The organism is Pseudoxanthomonas sp. OG2 (assembly GCF_014192765.1).
GTDB classification, from domain to species: Bacteria; Pseudomonadota; Gammaproteobacteria; order Xanthomonadales; family Xanthomonadaceae; genus Pseudoxanthomonas_A; species Pseudoxanthomonas_A beigongshangi.
Genome location: NZ_JACHYM010000001.1, coordinates 156,826 through 176,270, shown reverse-complemented (window position 1 = coordinate 176,270; position 19,445 = coordinate 156,826). Strand labels below are relative to the sequence as shown.

Here is a 19,445-nt window from a genome sequence, read left to right as displayed (position 1 = left end):
TCCCCCTCCCTCGCGGCGTCATCCGATTCGGGACAGGCCAGCGTCGCGCCAGCCGCATCAAAGGATTCGCGTATCCAGCCGGCACAGGGCGAGCAGGGATCCGGCGGCAGCAGCGCTTCGTTCATGGCGTTACCCCAGCAGGGCCAGCAGGCCCATCGGATGGTGGGTGCGCGCGATGCCGTAAACCTGCAGGAAACACAGCAACGCGACCGCATACAGCACGGTGCGGGACAGTCTTCCCCGCGCCGGCTGGAAGGCGAGAACGCCCAGCACCACGTACGCAAGGATGAGAGCGACCTTCACGACCAGCCAGCCGTTGGCGAACAGCCCGGCGGGCAGGATCGTCAGCAGCATCATCGCCGCGGTCAGCAGCACGGTGTCGATCGTGTAGCTGAGATAGCGCAGCGGCGCCACGCGCGGCCAGCGCATGCCCAGCGACAGACCCAATCCACGCAATGCGAACAGCGTGCCGCTGGTGAGCGCGGCGGCGACATGGACCTGCTTGATGTCGGGATAGAAGGTGATCATGGCGTCAGCCCGGCCGCCCGTCGGCGCGCGGACTCAGGTAGATGCGGCCGATGCGGACCACCCACGGCAGCAGCGCGAGCAGCCAGCCGATCGCCGAGGCGACCTGCCAGAACAGCGCGTCGGGGGCGACTTCGGCGACCACCCGCATCACCGCCACGATTTGCAGTGCGGCAAACGCGAACCAGGCCAGCGCCGGCATCTTCAACGGCCGCCCGGAATGCCCCTGGGTGACCCGGGTGACCATCGCCACCAATACGCTGCCGAAGAAACCGATGAACATCGCGTGCATCGGCGCGCGCCCCAGCACGAATTCACCCGTGAGCAGGTAGATGACGCTCTGCGCGGTGTACAGCGCGAAGGTGATCGGCAACCACGCGGTACCGACGAACAGCACCGCCAGCAGGCCCGGCATCCGTCCGCGTGGCCACCAGTGCCACAGCGCCACGCCGCTGGCGATCAGCAGCGCCGCATCCGGCAGCCACAGCCACGCGTAGGCGTGCCGCAGCTCCAGCAGCAGGTGAAGCAGCAGGAAGCCCCACATCGCGCCCAGCCACGCCATGGGCCGCCAGGGCTTGTAGCCCGGCACCGTATTGGCGGCGAAGAACGGGAACATGCGGTGGGCGACGGTCAGGTAGATCGGCAGCAGCATCGCCACCCCACCGAGCTTGATGCTGGCGAAGGCATACCACCCATCCCCTGTCAGCACGAACACCAGGAAGCACGCTAGTCCCGCGCAGCCGAGCAGCAGCGCGGCGAAGCAGGAACGCGCGTGCCAGGTGCGCGCGGTGTCGCGCAGCAGCAGCCGGCCGAGCGTGGCCACGCCGGCCAGCCAGCCGGCCAGCGCCATCCACAGGCCGACCGTGAAACCGGCGTCCCAGCCCAGCGTGGAAAGCAGGATCGCCAGTTGTCCGCCCATCAGTCCGGCGCCCACCGGCGCGTAGCGCCAGCGCGGCAGATCCGGCAAGCCCATCCAGCGCGGGAATACCGTCAGCAGGAAACCGAAGATGAAACTCGGCAGCACCAGGTACTGCATCAGGAAGGCATGCAGCCAACCCGGCGGTACCGCGATGTCCGGCATGCGCCAGGCGCCGGTGTACTGCGCGGCCAGCCAGGCCGTCCACCACAGCATCGCCAGCAACACGTTGCCGGCGCCGATGAAGAACATCAGCCGGTGCGGTGCCTGCAGCAGCTGGCGCGCGGACATGCCGGCGGGGGGCGAGGGCGGGTTGGAAACGGGAATCGGTCGCATGGCCGCAGTCTGCGCCGCGGCGCCGGCGCCTTCCTTGACCTGGATCAGGCGGGATGCGGATCGGTGCCGGGGGGATTCCCGCCCGCGTCGCATCTGCCGATGCCCCACCTCGTCATCCCAGCGAACGCGGGGACCCGTTTTGACTTCCGGCCAGCGTTCCTCGGCATCCAAGGATCCCAAGGGATTCCAGCTTGCGCTGGAATGACGGTCGAAAGGGCTGGGTGATGAAGGGAACCCGCATCGTCATCCCAGCGAACGCTGGGACCCATTTTTACTTTCGGCCAGCGTTCCTCGGCGTCCAAGGATCCCAATGGATTCCAGCTCGCGCTGGAATGAGGGGGGGAACTAGCGGCGCCTGGGATGGAGCCGGGCGTGTGGGGAATACGGTCGCGACTGACGTCGCTCCCACAAGGGAAGAGATTCGGCGGGTCCTTGTGGGAGCGACGTCAGTCGCGATATCCGGACGACCACTTGATGCGGGTCAATGCCGGCGCCACCGGAGCTGCTTACCTTGCCCGGCACCGGGGCGATGGCCCCGGCCCACACTCAGCAAGGAAACCCGATGTCCGCTCCCGAACTCACCGACGAACCGCTCCAGCAACGCACCCGCGCCATGACCCATGCCCTGCGCGAATGGGATCCCGACGCGGAGGTCCAGTTCGAATCCGCCAATGGCCGGCTGTCCATCCTGACCACGCTGGCGCCGGCGCGGGTGCGCGAAATCCTCGCCACCGTCGGAGAGCACGTCGAGGACGCGCCGGAGGAACCGCAGCGTGGCGGCGGTTGCGGCTGCGGGGGCTGCGGCTGTTCCACCTGACCGGAACGCGCCGCGCCGGCAACACGCGCGAAACCGACAGGTAAAAAAAGAGCCGCTTGCGCGGCTCTTTTTCATTGCGGTTGGACCATCGGAAGGGTCGCGTATCAGCCCTCCGCCGGCACCACCGCCGGCAGCGCTTCCCGGCGCGGCGCCACCCACAGGCGGAACACGAACCAGGCCAGGGCGAACGCGCCGACGCTGAACAGCGTGTCCGAGGGAACCCGCATCCACACCAGCATGTCGACGATCGGCTGCTGCATGAACTCGGCCGAGCGGGCGTACCAGTAGCCGTGCTTCAGCGCGGCGTTGAGCTGGAGGATGCCCAGCGGCAGCAGGGTGAACAGGGCCATGCCGGCCAGGCCGATGTTGAGCGACCAGAACGCGGTCTTCAGCAGCCTTTCGTTCCACTGCACGTCCGGCTTGAGGCCACGCAGGCAGAACAGCATCAGGCCGATGCCGAGCATGCCGTACACGCCGAACAGCGCGGTGTGGCCGTGGGTCGGGGTCAGGTTCAGGCCCTGCATGTAGTACAGCGGCAGCGGCGGGTTGATCAGGAAGCCGAACAGGCCGGCACCCACCAGGTTCCAGAACGCGACCGCGATGAAGAACAGGATCGGCCAGCGGTAGCGTTGCATCCACGGCGTCGCCTTGCCCATCTTGTAGCTGTGGTAGGCCTCGAAGCCGACGTAGGCCAGCGGCACCACTTCCAGCGCCGAGAAGCTCGCGCCGATGGCGATGACCGCGGTCGGGGTGCCGGTGAAGTACAGGTGGTGCAGGGTACCCAGCACGCCGCCGGCCATGAACACGATGGTCGCGAACAGCACCGCCACCGTGGCCGACTTGACCTGCAGCATGCCCAGGCGGGTGAACAGGAAGGCGATGACCGCCACCGCGAAGACCTCGAAGAAGCCCTCCACCCACAGGTGCACCACCCACCAGCGCCAGTACTCGACCATCGACAGGTGCGTGTGCTCGCCCCACATCAGGCCGGCCGCATAGAACAGGCCGATGGCCACGGTGGACAGGAACAGCAGGGAGACGATGGAACGCGAGTCACCGCCGTTGCGCATCGCCGGCCACAGGGCGCGGCCGACCAGCACCAGCCACAGGGTCAGGCCGATGAACAGGAACCACTGCCAGAAGCGGCCGAGGTCGACGTATTCCCAGCCCTGGTGGCCGAACCAGAAGTTGTGCTTCAGGCCGAGCTTCTGCATCACCGCGAACCACTGCCCGGCGAACGCGCCGACCACGATGATCAGCAGGCAGACCCACAGCAGGTTCACGCCCAGGCGCTGGAACTTCGGCTCGTGTCCGGAAATCGCCGGACCGATGTACAGGCCCATGCCCAGCCAGGCGGTGGCGATCCACAGTACCGCCAGTTGCGTGTGCCAGGTTCTGGTCAGCGAGTACGGCAACACGTCGGCCAGGGCGAAGCCGTAGGCTTCCTGGCCCTCGACCTGGTAGTGCGCGGTGATCGCGCCGAGCAGGATCTGCACCAGGAACAGCGCGATCACCACCCAGAAATACTTGGCGGTGGCGCGCATCGACGGGGTGACCTTGATATCGGCCAGCGGATCCCGCTTGGGCAGCACCGGCGCCAGTTCGTCACCGTGGTTGACCGCGTAGTGCCAGCCCAGCAGGCCGATGCCGGCGATCAGGAACAGCACGCTGAACACCGTCCACAGGAACGCGCTGGGAGGCGGCGTGTTGCCGACCAGTTCGTCGGCGGGCCAGTTGGCGGTGTAGCTGATCTCGGCGCCTGGGCGCTGGGTCACCGACGACCACGCGGCCCACCAGTAGAAGCCGGTGAGCTGGCGCCGGTGCTCGGCGTCGGGCACGGTGTCGTTGCGCATCGCATAGGCTTCGCGCAGCTTCACCATCGCCGGATCCTTGCCGAACAACTGCTCGTAGTGCGCGGCGACCGTGCGGATGGCGGCGGCGCGGTCGACGTCCACGGTCACCGTGCCGGTGGCGGCGTCGTAGCTGTTGGGACGCATCAGCGCCTGCACGCGCTTGGCGTACGCGGCCTGGGTCGGGGCGTCCAGATCCTTGTAGCTGGCGGCGCCGGCCTCGCGCCTGGCCCAGATGTCGAGGATGGCTTCGGCCTCGCGGTGCAGCCAGTCCGCGCCCCAGTCGGGAGCGACGTAGCCGCCGTGGCCCCAGATGGAGCCCAGTTGCTGGCCACCGATCGACTGCCAGACCTGGCGGCCGGTCTCGATGTCCTTGCGGGTGTAAAGCACCTGGCCATCGGCGTCGACCACCTGTTCGGGCAGGGGCGGCGCCTGTCGGTGGACCTCGCTGCCGACCCAGAGCAGGACGGCGAACGAGGCGATGAGCAGGGCGGCCAACCCTACCCACAGCTTGCGTGTCGAATTCATGATGCGGGACTCCGTGGGAACCGCAGGCATGTTCCGCCCGCGTCCGGATCCCCTCCATGACCTACGTCAAGTCGATGGCATTCGCGTGCATGCAGGCGGGTTACGCCTGGCAGGCGTCAGTCGCGCAACACCGTGGATGCCAGTTCGTGCAGGCGATCCATGTCCAGGATCTCCACGTCGCGCTGCTTGATGTGGACCAGCCCATCGCGTTCGAACCGGCGCAGCACCCGGCTCACCGTTTCCGGCGCCTGGCGCAGGTAGTTGGCGATGTCGGTGCGCGACATGGTCAGCTGGAACCGGCGCGAGGAATAGCCGCGCGCGGCCAGCCGCCGCGACAGTCCGATCAGGAACGCCGCCATCCGCTCGTCGGCGCTGTTGTCGCGGGCGAACAGCGAGGCCACGCCGATGTCGTGGCTCATCAGCCGGAACAGGTGCTGCTGCAGGTTCGGCAGGCGCGCGGCCAGCAGGGCGATCTTGGGGAACGAGAACCGGCACAGCATCACCGTGTCCAGCGCGATCGCGTTGCAGGGGTAGCGGTCGCCATGGATCGCGTTGAGGCCGATCACCTCGCCGGGCAGGTGGAAGCCCAGCACCTGCTCGTGGCCGTCGCGATCGACCTGGTAGGTCTTGACCGTGCCGGCGCGCACCGCGGCGATGGCGCTGAAGGAATCCCCCTCGCGGAACACGTGCTCGCCCGGCTGCAGCGGGCCGACGTGTTCGACCAGCACGTGCAGGTCCATCAACGCCCGCTTGTCCATGCCCTCGCTGAGGCAGGCCTGGGAGAACGCGCAGGTCGAGCAGAACGTCAGCGAATCGCCGTCGTCCGAGAGAATGGTGGCGTCGGTACGCGGGAAAACGACCGGCGAGCTCATGCGGACGTCCCGGATGAGGTCAGATGGTTCGCGAGAACCGCGTGGTCGCGGCCTCCGCGGCGGCGGGCAGATATCGGTCGAAGCACATGGCGATGATACGCAACAGCAGGCGTCCACGCGAGGTGGCGCACACTTCGCGCGCCCCCACCTCGACCAGGCCGTCGGCCTGCAGCGGCTCCAGCCGTGCCAGCGCGTCGGCGAAGTAGTCGCGGAAGTCGATCACGTGGCGGCGCTCGATCGCGTCGAAGTCGATGCGGCCGTGGCACATCAGCTGCTGGATGACATCGGCGCGCAGCAGGTCGTCCTCGTCCAGGCGCATGCCGCGCCACACCGGCAGGCGGCCGCTGTCGATCATCTGTTCCCAACTGCCGATGTCGCGCGGGTTCTGGCTGAAGCTGGCGCCGATGTGGCTGATCGCGCTGACCCCCAGGCCGATGAGGTCGCTTTCGGCGTGGGTGGAATAGCCCATGAAGTTGCGATGCAGGTCGCCGCGCTGCTGCGCCCGCGCCAGGTCATCCTCGGGCAGGGCGAAGTGATCCATGCCGATGTAGACGTAGCCGGCTTCGCCCAGCTTGTCGATGGCGCAGCGCAGCAGGTCGAGCTTCTGTTCGGGGGAGGGCAGTTCCTCGGCGTGGATGCGCTGCTGCGGGCGGAACAGGGCCGGCAGGTGCGCGTAACTGTAGATCGCCAGCCGGTCAGGGCGCGCCTTCAGGGTGATGTCGAGCGTGCGCGAGAAACCTGCGAGGGTTTGCCGGGGCAGGCCGTAGATCAGGTCGACATTCACCGAGCGCATGCCGTGGGCGCGGCAGGCATCGATGATCGCCAGGGTGTCGTCGACCCCCTGCACCCGGTTGACCGCCTGCTGCACATCGGGATCGAAGTCCTGCACGCCCAGGCTGGCGCGGTTGAAGCCGGCGCGGGCCAGCTGGCCCACTTCGTCCGGGCTGATGAAGCGCGGATCCAGTTCAATCGAGCAGTCGAAACCGGCACCGGAGGCGAACGAGAAGTGCCGGCGCAGCACATCGACGACCTCGGCGATCTGGTCCGGCGACAGGAAGTTGGGCGTGCCACCGCCGAAGTGCACCTGGTTGACGTCGCGGTCGCGGTCGAACAGCGGCGAGACCAGCGCGATCTCGCGGTACAGGCGGGTCAGGTAGGCGTCGCCGCGGGCCTTCTCCCGGGTGATGATGCGGTTGCAGCCGCAATAGAAGCAGGGGCTGGTGCAGAACGGGATATGCAGGTACAGCGACAGCGGGCGCGGGATCGGGTCGCCGTTGGTGATCGCGGCCACCTCGCGCAGTTCCGCCTCCTGGAATTGCGCCGAGAACTGCGGCGCGGTCGGGTAGGAGGTGTAGCGCGGCCCCGGCTTGTCGTAACGCCGGAGCAGTTCGGGGTCGAAGAGGGCGGAAAGGGCGGCCATGGACAAAGGCTAGGCAATGCCGGCCCCGGGCGCCTTGACCTGAATCAACCCCGCGCGGGTTGGCCGGAAACCTTCAGCTATGTGAGGATGCCGGCCACTCCGGGCCGTCGCCGGGGACTGCTACGCTCGGGACACGCGCGGGTTCGCGTGGCCGCGTGCGGGAACGTTTTGAAGGAGTACGCGTGATCGGATACGAGGAAGCCCTGGCCCTGCTGCTGCGCGATGTCGTGCCGCTGGACACCGAATCGGTGGCGGCCTTCGATGGCGCCGGCCGGGTGCTGGCGGCGGACGTTCGCAGTCCCGGGTTCCTGCCGCGCTTCGACAACGCCGCGATGGACGGCTTCGCGCTGGCGCTGGGCGATGCGACGGGCGAAGCCGGGACGGAATGGCCGGTGCTCGGATCAACGGCCGCCGGCGATGCCGCGGGCCAGCCAGCGGGGCCGGCGCGGCAGGGCGCGTGGGAAATCATGACCGGCGCGGTGATGCCGGATGGCCTGGACTCGGTGGTACCGGTCGAACGCGTCGATGCGTCCGGTGGCACGGACGGCACGCCACCCACGCGCATCCGCCTGCGCGAACCGGTGCGGACGGGTGCCAACGTGCGCCGCCGCGGCGAGGACATCGCCGAGGGCGCGCGGGTACTGGCGAAGTGCGAACGTTTGGGCCCCGCGCAGATCATGCTGCTGGCCGCGCTCGGCATCGAACGCGTGCCGCTGGTACGGCGGCCGCGGGTGGCGTTGATCGCCACCGGTCGCGAACTGGCCGAAGCCGGCGAGGCGGACGAGGGCGCGTGGATCCACGACAGCAACACGCCGTTCCTGCGCCTGCGCCTGCATGCGGCCGGTGCCGAGGTGGTGGCGCGGGAACGGGTCGGCGACGATCCCGTAGGCTTCACCGCTGTGCTGGATCGCGTACTGGCCCAGCGGCCGGATCTGGTAATCAGCACCGGCGCGGTGTCCAGGGGGCGTTTCGATTTCGTACCCGGCAGCCTGCGCGCGCGCGGCGCGGATGTGCGCTTCCACGGCGTGGCGATTCGTCCGGGCAAGCCGCTGCTGTGCGCGCGCCTGCGCGAAGGGCCGCTGCACGTCGGCCTGCCCGGCAATCCTGCCTCCTGCGCGGTGGGCCTGCGCTTTTTCGTGGAACCGCTGCTGCGCGCGATGCTGGGGTTGCCGCGCGAACGGCCCGCGCGCCTGCCGCTGGCCGCGCCGGTGCATGCGCGCGCCAACCTGCGCACGCACCTGCACGCCATGCTGGAGGGCGACGGAGAGGGGCGGCTGACGGTGCATCCGTTGCCCCGGCAGGAGTCCTTCCGGCTCGCGCCGTTCCTGTCATCGCAGGCATGGTTGGTGCTGCCCGAAGCCGGCGATGGCGACACCGTGATCGAACCGGGCCAGGCCGTCGATGTGTATCCGCCCGGCCATCTGGAACCGTTGGCGTGGCAACAGGAATCACCGTGATGGCGGAGCCATGAACACCATGCTTCCCGCCTGGCAGGGCATCGTGCTCGCCGGCGGACGTTCCTCGCGCATGGGCCGCGACAAGGCGCTGCTCGAATGGCGGGGCCGGCCGCTGCTGGAACACATGCGGGACTTGCTGTCCGACGCCGGTGCCGCGCGGGTGGTGATCAGCGGTACGCGTCCCGGTTACGACGCAATTCCTGATGCGATCCCCGACGACATCGGCGACGGCGGTCCGGCCGTGGCGCTCGCGCAACTGGTGCAACGGCTGCCCGATGGCGTCTGGCTGGCGGTGCCGGTGGACATGCCGCTGCTGGCAGCCCCGGCGTTGCACGCGCTGGTGGCCACATCCGCGGACTGTGCGATGTTCGAGCGCCATCCATTGCCGATGAGCATCACCCTCGATTCGCGCACCCGCGCGCTCCTGGCCGGCATCGTCGAGCTGCCGCCGAGCCAGCGTTCGCTGCGCGCGATCCATCACACGCTCGCGGGCGTGGTGCTGGCGCCGGGTGCGTGGAACGCAAGCCTGATCGGTTGCAACACGCCGGAGGAATGGGCCGCGCTGCGCGAACGCGAGTAGATCGCGATCACGTCCGCGCGGTTGGCTTCGACCGGGGCCATCACTGGCCGACCCGCGACACGTTCATGCTGGAAAGTTTGTGCTAGGCTCGCTCCGCGGTTCGCCCAGCCATTCAAATGCCAGGTGAGCATCATGGAGCATCCACCCCGCCAGGACGTCGCGAGCAAGGCCCAGGAGCGCCTCGCATTCCTGTTGCTGACCGTCGTCGTCTTTCCTTTGAGCGCGGTGCTGATCGTCGCCGGCTATGGTTTCCTGGTCTGGATCTACCAGATGTTCGCCGGTCCGCCGACGGGTTGAGCGATGAGCCAGGCACGCCCGATCTCGCGACGCGCATTGCTTTTCGGCCGCAGCGACGGCGAATCGCCGGTGTCGCCACCGCGTACCGGACGGGCCGGCTCCTCACAGGCCCCTTCTGCACAGACCTTGCGTCCTCCCTGGGCATTGCGCGGCGCCGCGTTCGCGAATGCCTGCACCGGCTGCGTCGCCTGCGTGGACGCCTGTCCCGAACAGGTGCTGGTGCTGCGCAAGGGCAAGGCCGTGTTCGAACCGGAGCGCGGTGAATGCACGTTCTGCCATGCCTGCGTCGATGCCTGCGCGCCGGGCGCGCTGCGCGACGATGGCGTGCAGCCGCCCTGGAGCTATCGCGCGTACGTGGACGAAGCCTGCCTGGGTGCGCACGGCGTGGTCTGCGCCAGTTGCCGCGAGATCTGCCCGCAGTCGGCCATCCGGATTCCGCCCGCCGGGCGCGGCGCCGCTCATATCGACAGCGATGGCTGCAACGGTTGCGGCGCCTGCGTGTCGGTCTGCCCGGCCACCGCCATCCACCTGCACGCATCCGTGGAGACCGCCGCATGAGCCAGCCCGGCGACGACGAACTGCACATCGCCAGCTTCGTGATACAGCACCGGATCGACGCGGCGGAGGGCCTGGCCACGGCCATCGCCGCCTCGCCCGAACTGGAACTGGCGATCCCCGGGGAAACCCGCAGCGTGGTCCTGTGCGAATCCGCCGACCGCTACGCGGTGATGGACCGGATCGAACAACTGCGCGCCGTGCCCGGCGTGCTCAACGTATTGCTGGTCTACCACCATGCCGAGCCACGCGACGCGCTGGAGGCGGAAGTGGAGGCGCGTCCCGAAACAAACCTTGCCGGAGTCCATCCATGAGCACACGCCGGGAATTCATCCGCAACAGCGCCGTCGCCACCGCGGCGGCGGCGGCCGGCCTGCCGCTGGCCGGCGACGGCAGCAACCTGGTGACCGAGGGCGATCTGACCACGCTCAAGTGGGACAAGGCGCCGTGCCGCTACTGCGGCACCGGCTGCGGGGTCAACGTGGCGGTCAAGAACGGCCGGGTGGTCGCCACCCACGGCGACGTGCACGCGGAGGTCAACCGCGGCATCAACTGCGTCAAGGGCTATTTCCTGTCCAAGATCCTGTACGGCACGGATCGCCTGGCCATGCCGCTGTTGCGCAAGAAGAACGGCGCCTACGCCAAGGACGGCGAGTTCGAGCAGGTCGGTTGGGACGAGGCCTTCGACGTGATGGCCGCGCAGTTCAAGCGGGTGCTGAAGGAGAAGGGCAGCGACGCCATCGGCATGTTCGGCTCCGGGCAGTGGACCATCTTCGAGGGTTACGCCGCCAACAAGCTGATGAAGGCCGGTTTCCGCAGCAACCACATCGATCCCAACGCCCGCCATTGCATGGCCTCGGCGGTGATGGGCTTCATGCGCACCTTCGGCATGGACGAGCCCATGGGCTGCTATGACGACATCGAGGCGGCCGACGCGTTCGTGCTGTGGGGCTCGAACATGGCCGAGATGCATCCGATCCTGTGGACCCGGGTGACCGATCGACGGCTCTCGCATCCGCACGTGAAGGTGGCGGTGATGTCGACCTTCGAGCACCGCAGCTTCGAACTGGCCGACATCCCGATCGTGTTCAAGCCGCAGACCGATCTGGTCATCCTGAACTACATCGCCAACCACATCATCCGCACCGGCAAGGTCAACCAGGACTTCGTCAACAAGCACACCACCTTCAAGCGCGGCAACGACGACATCGGCTACGGCCTGCGTCCGGACAATCCGCTGGAGCTGAAGGCGAAGAACGCCAAGGATCCCAACGGCGGCGAGCCCATCGATTTCGAGGCCTTCGCCCGTTTCGTCGCTCCGTACACGCTGGACAAGGCGGTGGAGATGACCGGGGTGGAGCGCGGCTGGCTGGAGAAACTGGCCGAGCTGTACGCGGATCCGAAGATCAAGGTCACCTCGTTCTGGACCATGGGCTTCAACCAGCACACCCGCGGCGTGTGGGCCAACAACATGGTCTACAACCTGCACCTGCTGACCGGCAAGATCGCCACCCCGGGCAACAGCCCGTTCTCGCTGACCGGCCAGCCCTCGGCCTGCGGCACCGCGCGCGAGGTCGGCACCTTCAGCCACCGCCTGCCGGCGGACATGGTGGTGACCAACCCCGAGCATCGCAAACACGCCGAGGAAATCTGGAAGGTCCCGTACGGCACCATCAAGCCCAAACCGGGCTATCACGCGGTCGAGCAGAACCGCGCCCTGAAGGACGGCAAGCTCAACGCCTACTGGGTGATGGTCAACAACAACATGCAGGCGGCGGCCAACCTGCGCGAGGAAACCTGGCCCGGTTACCGCAACCCGGACAACTTCATCGTCGTGTCCGACGCCTATCCCACCGTCACCGCGCAGGCCGCGGACCTGATCCTGCCGGCGGCGATGTGGGTGGAGAAGGAGGGCGCGTACGGCAACGCCGAGCGGCGCACCCAGTTCTGGCACCAATTGGTCAAGGCACCGGGACAGGCGCGCTCGGACCTGTGGCAGTTGATGGAATTCTCCAAGCGCTTCACCACCGACGAATGCTGGTCGGCCGAGCTGCTGGCGGCCAATCCCCAGTTCAAGGGCAAGACCCTGTTCGATGTGTTGTATCGCAACGGCAACGTCGATCGGTTCCCGGTCGGCGATATCGAAGCGGGCTATGCCAACGACGAGTCGGCGGCGTTCGGGTTCTACGTGCAGAAGGGCCTGTTCGAGGAATACGCCGCGTTCGGTCGCGGCCACGGCCACGATCTGGCGCCGTTCGACGCCTACCACAAGGCGCGCGGACTGCGCTGGCCGGTGGTCGACGGCAAGGAAACCCGCTGGCGCTATCGCGAAGGCGCGGATCCCTACGTCAAGGCCGGCACCGGCTTCCAGTTCTACGGCAATCCCGACGGCAGGGCGGTGATCTGGGCCTTGCCCTACGAACCGCCGGCCGAGTCGCCGGACGAGGATTACAACCTTTGGCTGGTCACCGGGCGCGTGCTGGAGCACTGGCATTCGGGTTCGATGACCATGCGCGTGCCCGAGCTTTACCGCAGCTTCCCGGCCGCGGTGGTGTTCATGAATCCCGACGACGCGCGCGAGCGTGGGCTCAAGCGCGGCGACGAGGTGAAGGTGGTGTCGCGACGCGGCGAGATGCTGTCGCGGGTGGAAACGCGCGGCCGCAACCGGATGCCGCCCGGGGTCATCTTCGTGCCGTGGTTCGATGCCGGCCAGCTGATCAACAAGGTCACCCTGGACGCGACCGATCCGATTTCCAAGCAGACCGACTACAAGAAGTGCGCCGTCAAGGTGCTGGCCGTCTAGGAGCTTCGCCATGCGCAACAAGCCATTGCTGATCGCCGTGGGCCTGACGGTGGTGCTGGGGATACTGGTGTTCGTCGCCGGCTGGATGTTCGGCAGCCACCGCTCGCCGGAGACGGCGGCGCCGGCCGAAGCCGCCGGCGTCGCGCCTCCCGCGGTCGACGCGCCGCCGCCCGGTGCGCAGATCGACGCCATCCGCCGCGGCGTGCCGATCGATCAGGAGGGCGCGCCACCGCCGATGGCGCGGGTCGAGAACACCGACATCAAGCGGGTACGCGCCTATCCGATGCAGCCGCCGACCATTCCGCACGCCATCGACGGCTACCAGGTCGACAAGAACAGCAACCGCTGCATGCTGTGCCATGCGCGCGCCAACGCCGCCACTTTCCAGGCGCCGCCGGTCAGCGTGACCCACTACATGGACCGGGACGATCAGTTCCTGGCCACGATTTCGCCGCGCCGCTACTTCTGCAACCAGTGCCACGTGGTGCAGACCGATGCCAAGCCGCTGGTGGCGAACAACTTCCAGGACATCGACAGCGTCATCGCGACCACGCCGGCCGCGCCGACGACGCCGGCCAAGCAGGGGAGCGAGTGAGCCATGTGGGAACGGATCAAGCAACGCGTGCTGCCCATCTGGCGCACCCTGCGCTCACCCAGCCGGCACTACAGCCTGGGGTTCCTGACGGTGGCCGGTTTCGTGGTCGGGGTGGTGTTCTGGGGCGGCTTCAACACCGCGCTGGAAGCGACCAACACAGAGACCTTCTGCACCGGCTGCCATGAAATGCGCGACAACGTCTTCCAGGAACTGAAGACGACCATCCACTACACCAATCGTTCCGGCGTGCGCGCGACCTGCCCGGACTGCCACGTGCCGCACAACTGGACCAACAAGATCGCCCGCAAGATGCAGGCGTCCAAGGAAGTCTGGGGCAAGGTGTTCGGCACGATTGATACCCGCGAGAAGTTCCTCGATCACCGGCTGGAACTGGCGATGCACGAGTGGGAGCGCTTGAAGGCCAACGACTCGCTGGAGTGTCGCAACTGCCATGACTATTCGTCGATGGACCTGACCCGGCAGGGATCGCGCGCGGCCCAGACCCACAAGCTGTGGCTGGGCACCCAGAAGAAGACCTGCATCGATTGCCACAAGGGCGTGGCCCACCACCTGCCGGACATGACCGGAGTGCCGCAGGGCTGAACTCCCCAGCCGCTGCGGCTTCCCCAAAAAACGAATCCGGCCACGCCCGGCAGATACGAAGGCCGGTGGCCGGCGCCATGCGTTCCGGCGGCTACTTGCCGCCGCGGCGACGCTCCTCCTCGCGCATTTTCTTGCGCAGGAACAGGCTGACCCAGATGCCGATGCCGAACATCACCAGGCTGCCGCCGATGGCGAGCCAGCCGACCGGCTCCAGCAGGATTTCGCGAAGGATTGGATGCATGTGCGGCGGTTCCCCGGATGGACTGCGGGCAGGTTAGCGCGCTGGCGGTGGGCGGCATTGACCTGAATCAATCGCGGTTCGCGGGGGCGGGGTGCGAAGAGCGCGTGCAGGGATTCAACGGGCCGATATGCGATAAGGGGGCCGGAGGGTCGCATCCATGAGCGGAATCTATTCTTTGCTGATTTCCCCCGAGCACGCCGAACTGGTGCAGGGCGACGTCGGTGCGGATCTGGGGCAGGGATTCCGCCTGGTCCACGAACAGTCGCAGAAGCGTACCGGGGCGCGTTGGTACTTCTACGCCGAGCGCTCGTTGAGCAAGCCGGAGGCGCTGCGCCGCGCCCAGCAGTGGTACGACTCCAGCGGCCACCCCGACTGGCCGGGATTGGCCGAACGCGCCTGAACCCATCGTCCAGCGTCCTCGACATGGCCTTCACCGGACTTGTCACAGCTTGACCGGGATCATCCAGGGACCGGTCCCATGCTGGAAGTTCAGAGTCCCGAAACGGCCAGCCAGTCCGTCCTGCTGGCGCTGGAGGATGGTATCCGGCGGATCCGCGATCCCCGTGAGGTGATGGCGTTCGCCGCCGCGCATCTGGCCCGCCACCTGCGCGTCGATCGCGTCTGCTATGCCGAGATGGACGAGGCCGGGGAGCGATTCGCCCTGCAGGTCGAATCCGGCAACGGGCGTTTGCCGCCGCTGGCGGGACAGCAGCGGCTGGACGATTTCGGCGACTTCGTGGGCGAATCGATGCGCCGCGGCGAGGTGCTTTGCTGCGACGACACCGCGGCGATCCGGGGCCTGTCGGCGCTGCAACGGCGCGCCTACCGCGACAGCGGCATCCGCGCGCACATCAGCGTGTCGCTGGTGCGCGACGGCGATTCCCGGGCAATCCTCGCGGTGCATCACGCCGATCCACGTGTCTGGACTTCCGCCGAACGGGCGCTGGTGCGGGACGTCGGCGAGCGCACCTCGGCATCGGTGCTGCGCACGCGGGTGGCGGCGGAACTGCGCCGCAGCGAGGCGCGGTTCCGCCAGTTGTTCGAGTCCATCGATCAGGGCTTCTGCATCATCGACGTGCTGTTCGACGCCGATGGCCATGCCAGCGACTACCGCTTCGTCGAGGTCAACGGCGCGTTCGCGCGCCACACCGGCCTGGGCGAGGTGGTCGGGCGCACCGCGCGCGAGGTCGTCGCCGATCTGGAAGCCTCCTGGTACGAACTGTACGGCGAGGTCGCGCTCACCGGGCAGCCGCGACGGTTCGAAAAACAGACGGTGGGCATGGGGGGACGCTGGTTCGAGGTTTACGCGTTCCCGCTGGAAGGAGGCGGCCACCAGGTCGGCATCCTCTTCAGCGACATCAGTGATCGCCGCCGGATCACCGACGCCATGCGCGAAAGCCAGTCGCAGCTGGCCGCGGTCATCGAGCACGTGCCGGTGGGCATCGGCCTGTTCGACACCGAGGGCCGCTACCTGATGGCCAACCCCCACCTGCAGGAACTGGTCGGCAACGTGCTGCCGTCGCGCGAGCCGCGCTCCCGCTGGCGCGCCTACGACGCGGAAGGCAACCTGCTGGCGCCGAGCGAGTATCCGAGTGCGCGGGCGCTGCGCGGCGAAACCGTGCCGCCGACCGTGGATTTCCATATCTACCTGGACGGCGGGGAGCGCTGGATCGTCTTTGGCGCGGTGCCGCTGTGGCGCGACGGCAAGGTGGCCGGCGGCATCTCGGTGGCCCAGGACATCACCGAGCGCCGGCGGGTGGAAAGCGCGCTGCGCGAGAGCGAATGGCGGCTTTCCACCCTGATCGAGGGCATCCCGCTGCTGGTGTGGCGATCCTCCGATCGCGGCCACTGGACCTGGGCCAGCCCGCAATGGGAGCAGTTCACCGGCCAGTCCCAGCAGGACGCGGTCGGGCTGGGCTGGCTGGCGTCGATCCATCCTGAGGACCGCGATGCGACCTTGCAAGCGTGGGCGCGCGCGGGCGAACGCGAGGAGATGAGGGTCGAACACCGCGTGCGCCAGGCCGGTACCGGCAGCTACGTCTGGCATTCCACCCGTTCGCGCGCATTGAAGGATCCGCGCGGACGCATCGTCGAGTGGCTGGGCACGACCGCCGATATCCAGCAGTTCAAGAACCTGCACGCGCGCCAGCGCGAGCTGTTGGAACTTCAGGCCGACCAGAGCCGGCGCAAGGATGAGTTCCTGGCAATCCTCGCCCACGAGCTGCGCAATCCGCTGGCGCCGCTGCGGACCACCCTGGAGTTGCTGGTGGAGGCGGGCGATGCGCCGTTCGCGCCCGCGCTCGCGCGGATGCAGCGACAGGTCGATCACATGGTAAGGCTGGTGGAGGATCTGCTGGAGGTTTCGCGGATAACCCACGGCACCATCGAGCTCCGCCGCGAGCAACTGGACGTCAACGAGGTGCTGCAGGTCGCCATCGATACCAGCCGGCCATGGATAGAGCAGGCCGGACACCAACTGGAGGTGGCGCTGTCGCCGCGCGCCTGCATCGTCGACGGCGATCCCGTGCGGCTGGCGCAGGTGTTCTCCAACCTGCTGAACAACGCCGCCAAGTTCACCCATGCGCCGGGCCGCATCGCCCTGGGTTCGCGCCGGGAAGATGGCTGGCTGCGGGTCAGCGTCGCCGACAACGGCGTGGGCATGCCGCCCGAGCGGATTGGCGAGATATTCAACCTGTTCACCCAGATCCGGCAGGAAAAGCAGCAGATGCTGAGCGGACTGGGCATCGGCCTGACCCTGGTTCGCAGCATCGTCGAACTGCACGGCGGGCACGTGCGCGCGCACAGCGACGGCATCGGCCAGGGCAGCCACTTCGAAGTCGAACTGCCGCTGGTCAACACATCGAATCCGGGAGAAGACGACATGGCCACCGACTACACCACGCCTGGAAACCGCCATCGGGTGATGGTGGTGGACGACAACCGCGATGCGGCCGACGCCATCGCCGAGTACCTGGAGTTCGCCGGCCACGACGTCGCGGTGGCCTACGATGGCGAAGCGGCGCTGGCGCGTTTCGCCGGTTTCGCGCCGGAGATGGTGCTGATGGATCTGGGCATGCCCGGCATCAGCGGCTACGACACCGCCACCCGCATGCGTGCCCTGAACAGCGGCGCGGCGCTGACCCTGGTGGCGCTCAGCGGCTGGACCCACGAGGAGGACAAGCGACGCTCGCGCGAAGCCGGATTCGACGCGCACCTGGCCAAGCCGGTGGAAGTGGCGACCCTGCGCCGCCTGATCGAGGAACATCTCGGCCGTGGATGAGCGCGCCGCCCCGCCATCGCGGCGGCTTTCACTTGGCGTGATCATCGTGCCCTGACAATGGAATTCCCGATCAGGAATCCGGTCATGGAATCGCACGCCCATCACGCCGAACCGCCACAGGGAGCGGGCAGGCGGCGCGGACAGATCCTGCGCTTCCTGTTCCGCTACCGGAACTCGGGCCTGTTCTCCGGGCTGGATACCAGCCTGGAGGATGCCGCGCTGCAGGTACCGGAAGGCACGCCCCAGGAGCTGGCCCAGGATCTGGAGGCACTCGGCCCGGCGTTCGTGAAGATCGGGCAGATGCTCTCGACCCGGCCGGACATCGTGCCGCCGGCCTTCGCCAGTTCCTTCGAGCGCATGCAGGAGCGGGTGGAACCGGTGTCGTTCGAGGCCGTGCGCGAAGTGGTGGAAACCGAACTCGGCGTGCGCGTGAGCCATGCCTTCTCCGGGTTCGAACCGGAACCGCTGGGCTCGGCGTCGCTGGCTCAGGTGCATCGCGCCTGGTTGCGCGACGGCACGGCGGTGGCGGTCAAGGTGCAGAAGCCCGGCATCGCCCAGCAACTGCTCGGGGATCTGGAACTGCTGCGCGGCTTCGCCCGCAATGCCGATCGCTTCACCGAAATGGGGCGGCGGGTGCGCTTCGCCGACTGGCTGGAGGAATTCAGCCGTACCCTGTTGGCCGAGTTGGATTACCAGGCCGAGGCCGAGAACCTGCTGCGGTTCCGCCTGCACCTGGCGCCGTTTCCGGAACTATGGGTACCGGCACCCGTCGCCGATCTCAGCCGGCGCCGGGTACTGACCATGGAGCTGGCCGAGGGCATCCGGGTGGATCAGATTCCGGGCGTGCGCCGCACCGAGCAGCCGATGGATCTGCTGGCATCGGCGCTGCTGCGCGGCTATCTGGACCAGATCTTCGTGCATGGCGAAATCCATGCCGATCCGCATCCGGGCAACCTGCGGGTGACCCGTGACGGCCGGCTCGCGGTGTTCGATCTGGGCATGGTGGTGAACGTGCCGCCCAAGCGACGCGACTGCCTGCTCAAACTGCTGTTCGCCGCGGTCGACGGACGCGGTGAACAGGCCGCCGACGAGGCCATCGCCATGGGCACCCGGCTGGAGGATTACGACGAGGAGCGTTTCGTGCGCGAGGTCGGGCACCTGGTCAGTCACTACAACGCGCATTCGGCCTCGGCCTCGGCCGGCAGGGTCGTGCTGGAACTGGTACGGGTCGCCACCACCAGCGGGTTGCGCACGCCGCCGGAACTGAGCCTGCTGGGCAAGGCGCTGTTGAACCTGGACGCGGTCTGCCGCCAGTTGGCACCGAAGATGGATCCGAAAGCGGTCGTCGAACGACACCTGCAGCATGTGATGCGCGCGCGCCTGCGGCAATCGTTCTCCTCGTCCAACGTCGCCAGCGAACTGATCGAGATCCAGACCCTGTTGCGGGAAGGTCCGCGCAAGCTGTCCGACGCGCTGTCGCTGGTGGCGGAAAACAAGCTGCAACTGCGGGTGGCCGGGCTGGAGGAATCGCGGCTGATGGAAAACCTGCAGAAGATCGCCAACCGGATTGCCGCCGGGCTGGTGACCGCCGCGCTGATCGTCGCGTCCTCGCTGATGATGCGGGTGGAAACCCGCAGCACCCTGTGGGGCTATCCAACCGTCGCGCTGCTGCTGTTTCTGCTGGGCGCCGGCCTGGGCGTGGGCATCGTGATCAGCGCCCTGCGGCGCGATCGGACCGCGCGCTCGCGCGAGGAGCGGGCACCGCGCTGA

At 67.9% G+C, this 19,445-nt stretch carries 18 protein-coding genes; 12 read left to right on the top strand and 6 right to left on the bottom strand.

Going from position 1 to position 19,445, the window contains the following annotated elements; translation table 11 throughout:
- Nucleotides 1–129 precede the first annotated feature (129 nt).
- Together FHW78_RS00780 and FHW78_RS00775 are read right to left on the bottom strand one after the other, a co-directional pair.
- Entirely contained in the window at nt 130–528 is a 399-nt protein-coding gene (locus FHW78_RS00780) for a SirB2 family protein (RefSeq protein ID WP_183636478.1), read from the bottom strand.
- Between the two features lie 4 nt (nt 529–532).
- Nucleotides 533–1,777, bottom strand: coding sequence for an NnrS family protein (locus FHW78_RS00775; protein ID WP_183636475.1), 1,245 nt, complete (start codon nt 1,775–1,777; stop codon nt 533–535).
- Nucleotides 1,778–2,339: 562 nt separating this feature from the next.
- Between FHW78_RS00775 and FHW78_RS00770 the strand changes: the two genes are divergently transcribed.
- On the top strand, nt 2,340–2,594 hold the full coding sequence (locus FHW78_RS00770) for a hypothetical protein (RefSeq protein ID WP_183636472.1): 255 nt from the start codon (nt 2,340–2,342) through the stop codon (nt 2,592–2,594).
- A 104-nt stretch (nt 2,595–2,698) separates the two neighbouring features.
- Here FHW78_RS00770 and FHW78_RS00765 read toward each other — a convergent pair whose 3' ends face one another.
- From FHW78_RS00765 to hemN, 3 genes are all read right to left on the bottom strand, one after another.
- Entirely contained in the window at nt 2,699–4,972 is a 2,274-nt protein-coding gene (locus FHW78_RS00765; RefSeq protein ID WP_183636469.1) for a nitric-oxide reductase large subunit, read from the bottom strand.
- A 116-nt stretch (nt 4,973–5,088) separates the two neighbouring features.
- Entirely contained in the window at nt 5,089–5,844 is a 756-nt protein-coding gene (locus tag FHW78_RS00760; RefSeq protein WP_183636466.1) for a helix-turn-helix domain-containing protein, read from the bottom strand.
- A 19-nt stretch (nt 5,845–5,863) separates the two neighbouring features.
- Entirely contained in the window at nt 5,864–7,264 is a 1,401-nt protein-coding gene (gene hemN / locus FHW78_RS00755) for an oxygen-independent coproporphyrinogen III oxidase (protein WP_183636463.1), read from the bottom strand.
- A 182-nt stretch (nt 7,265–7,446) separates the two neighbouring features.
- On the opposite strand from hemN, the gene glp reads away from it, so the two are divergent.
- The 8 genes from glp (at nt 7,447) to FHW78_RS00715 (ending at nt 14,154) form a co-directional block, all read left to right on the top strand.
- Nucleotides 7,447–8,721 carry a gephyrin-like molybdotransferase Glp gene (gene glp, locus FHW78_RS00750; protein WP_183636461.1) on the top strand — a complete coding sequence of 425 codons (1,275 nt, stop codon included), beginning with the start codon at nt 7,447–7,449 and terminating at the stop codon, nt 8,719–8,721.
- A 10-nt stretch (nt 8,722–8,731) separates the two neighbouring features.
- Nucleotides 8,732–9,301 carry an NTP transferase domain-containing protein gene (locus tag FHW78_RS00745; protein WP_255443122.1) on the top strand — a complete coding sequence of 190 codons (570 nt, stop codon included), beginning with the start codon at nt 8,732–8,734 and terminating at the stop codon, nt 9,299–9,301.
- Nucleotides 9,302–9,433: 132 nt separating this feature from the next.
- Entirely contained in the window at nt 9,434–9,598 is a 165-nt protein-coding gene (locus tag FHW78_RS00740; RefSeq protein ID WP_183636459.1) for a periplasmic nitrate reductase, NapE protein, read from the top strand.
- A 3-nt stretch (nt 9,599–9,601) separates the two neighbouring features.
- Complete coding sequence (locus FHW78_RS00735) at nt 9,602–10,156, top strand: ferredoxin-type protein NapF (RefSeq protein ID WP_183636457.1); 555 nt, start codon at nt 9,602–9,604, stop codon at nt 10,154–10,156.
- A complete protein-coding gene (locus tag FHW78_RS00730; protein ID WP_183636455.1) occupies nt 10,153–10,467 on the top strand; it encodes a chaperone NapD in 315 nt (104 codons plus the stop codon). Before FHW78_RS00735 ends, FHW78_RS00730 begins: the two co-directional genes overlap by 4 nt.
- Complete coding sequence (napA, locus tag FHW78_RS00725; RefSeq protein WP_183636453.1) at nt 10,464–12,956, top strand: periplasmic nitrate reductase subunit alpha; 2,493 nt, start codon at nt 10,464–10,466, stop codon at nt 12,954–12,956. The genes FHW78_RS00730 and napA overlap by 4 nt, the downstream gene beginning before the upstream one ends.
- Nucleotides 12,957–12,966: 10 nt before the next feature.
- Entirely contained in the window at nt 12,967–13,551 is a 585-nt protein-coding gene (locus FHW78_RS00720) for a nitrate reductase cytochrome c-type subunit (protein WP_183636450.1), read from the top strand.
- Nucleotides 13,552–13,554: 3 nt separating this feature from the next.
- On the top strand, nt 13,555–14,154 hold the full coding sequence (locus FHW78_RS00715; RefSeq protein WP_183636448.1) for a NapC/NirT family cytochrome c: 600 nt from the start codon (nt 13,555–13,557) through the stop codon (nt 14,152–14,154).
- Between the two features lie 91 nt (nt 14,155–14,245).
- Here the strand turns inward: FHW78_RS00715 and FHW78_RS00710 are convergent, their stop codons facing one another.
- On the bottom strand, nt 14,246–14,395 hold the full coding sequence (locus FHW78_RS00710; RefSeq protein WP_141452787.1) for a DUF3149 domain-containing protein: 150 nt from the start codon (nt 14,393–14,395) through the stop codon (nt 14,246–14,248).
- A gap of 157 nt (nt 14,396–14,552) precedes the next feature.
- Between FHW78_RS00710 and FHW78_RS00705 the strand changes: the two genes are divergently transcribed.
- The 3 genes from FHW78_RS00705 (at nt 14,553) to FHW78_RS00695 (ending at nt 19,445) form a co-directional block, all read left to right on the top strand.
- A complete protein-coding gene (locus FHW78_RS00705; RefSeq protein ID WP_183636446.1) occupies nt 14,553–14,795 on the top strand; it encodes a hypothetical protein in 243 nt (80 codons plus the stop codon).
- Nucleotides 14,796–14,873: 78 nt separating this feature from the next.
- The gene (locus tag FHW78_RS00700; RefSeq protein ID WP_183636444.1) at nt 14,874–17,675 is read left to right on the top strand and encodes a PAS domain S-box protein; all 2,802 of its coding nucleotides are present in this window, start codon (nt 14,874–14,876) and stop codon (nt 17,673–17,675) included.
- An 84-nt stretch (nt 17,676–17,759) separates the two neighbouring features.
- Nucleotides 17,760–19,445 carry an AarF/UbiB family protein gene (locus FHW78_RS00695; protein ID WP_225562406.1) on the top strand — a complete coding sequence of 562 codons (1,686 nt, stop codon included), beginning with the start codon at nt 17,760–17,762 and terminating at the stop codon, nt 19,443–19,445.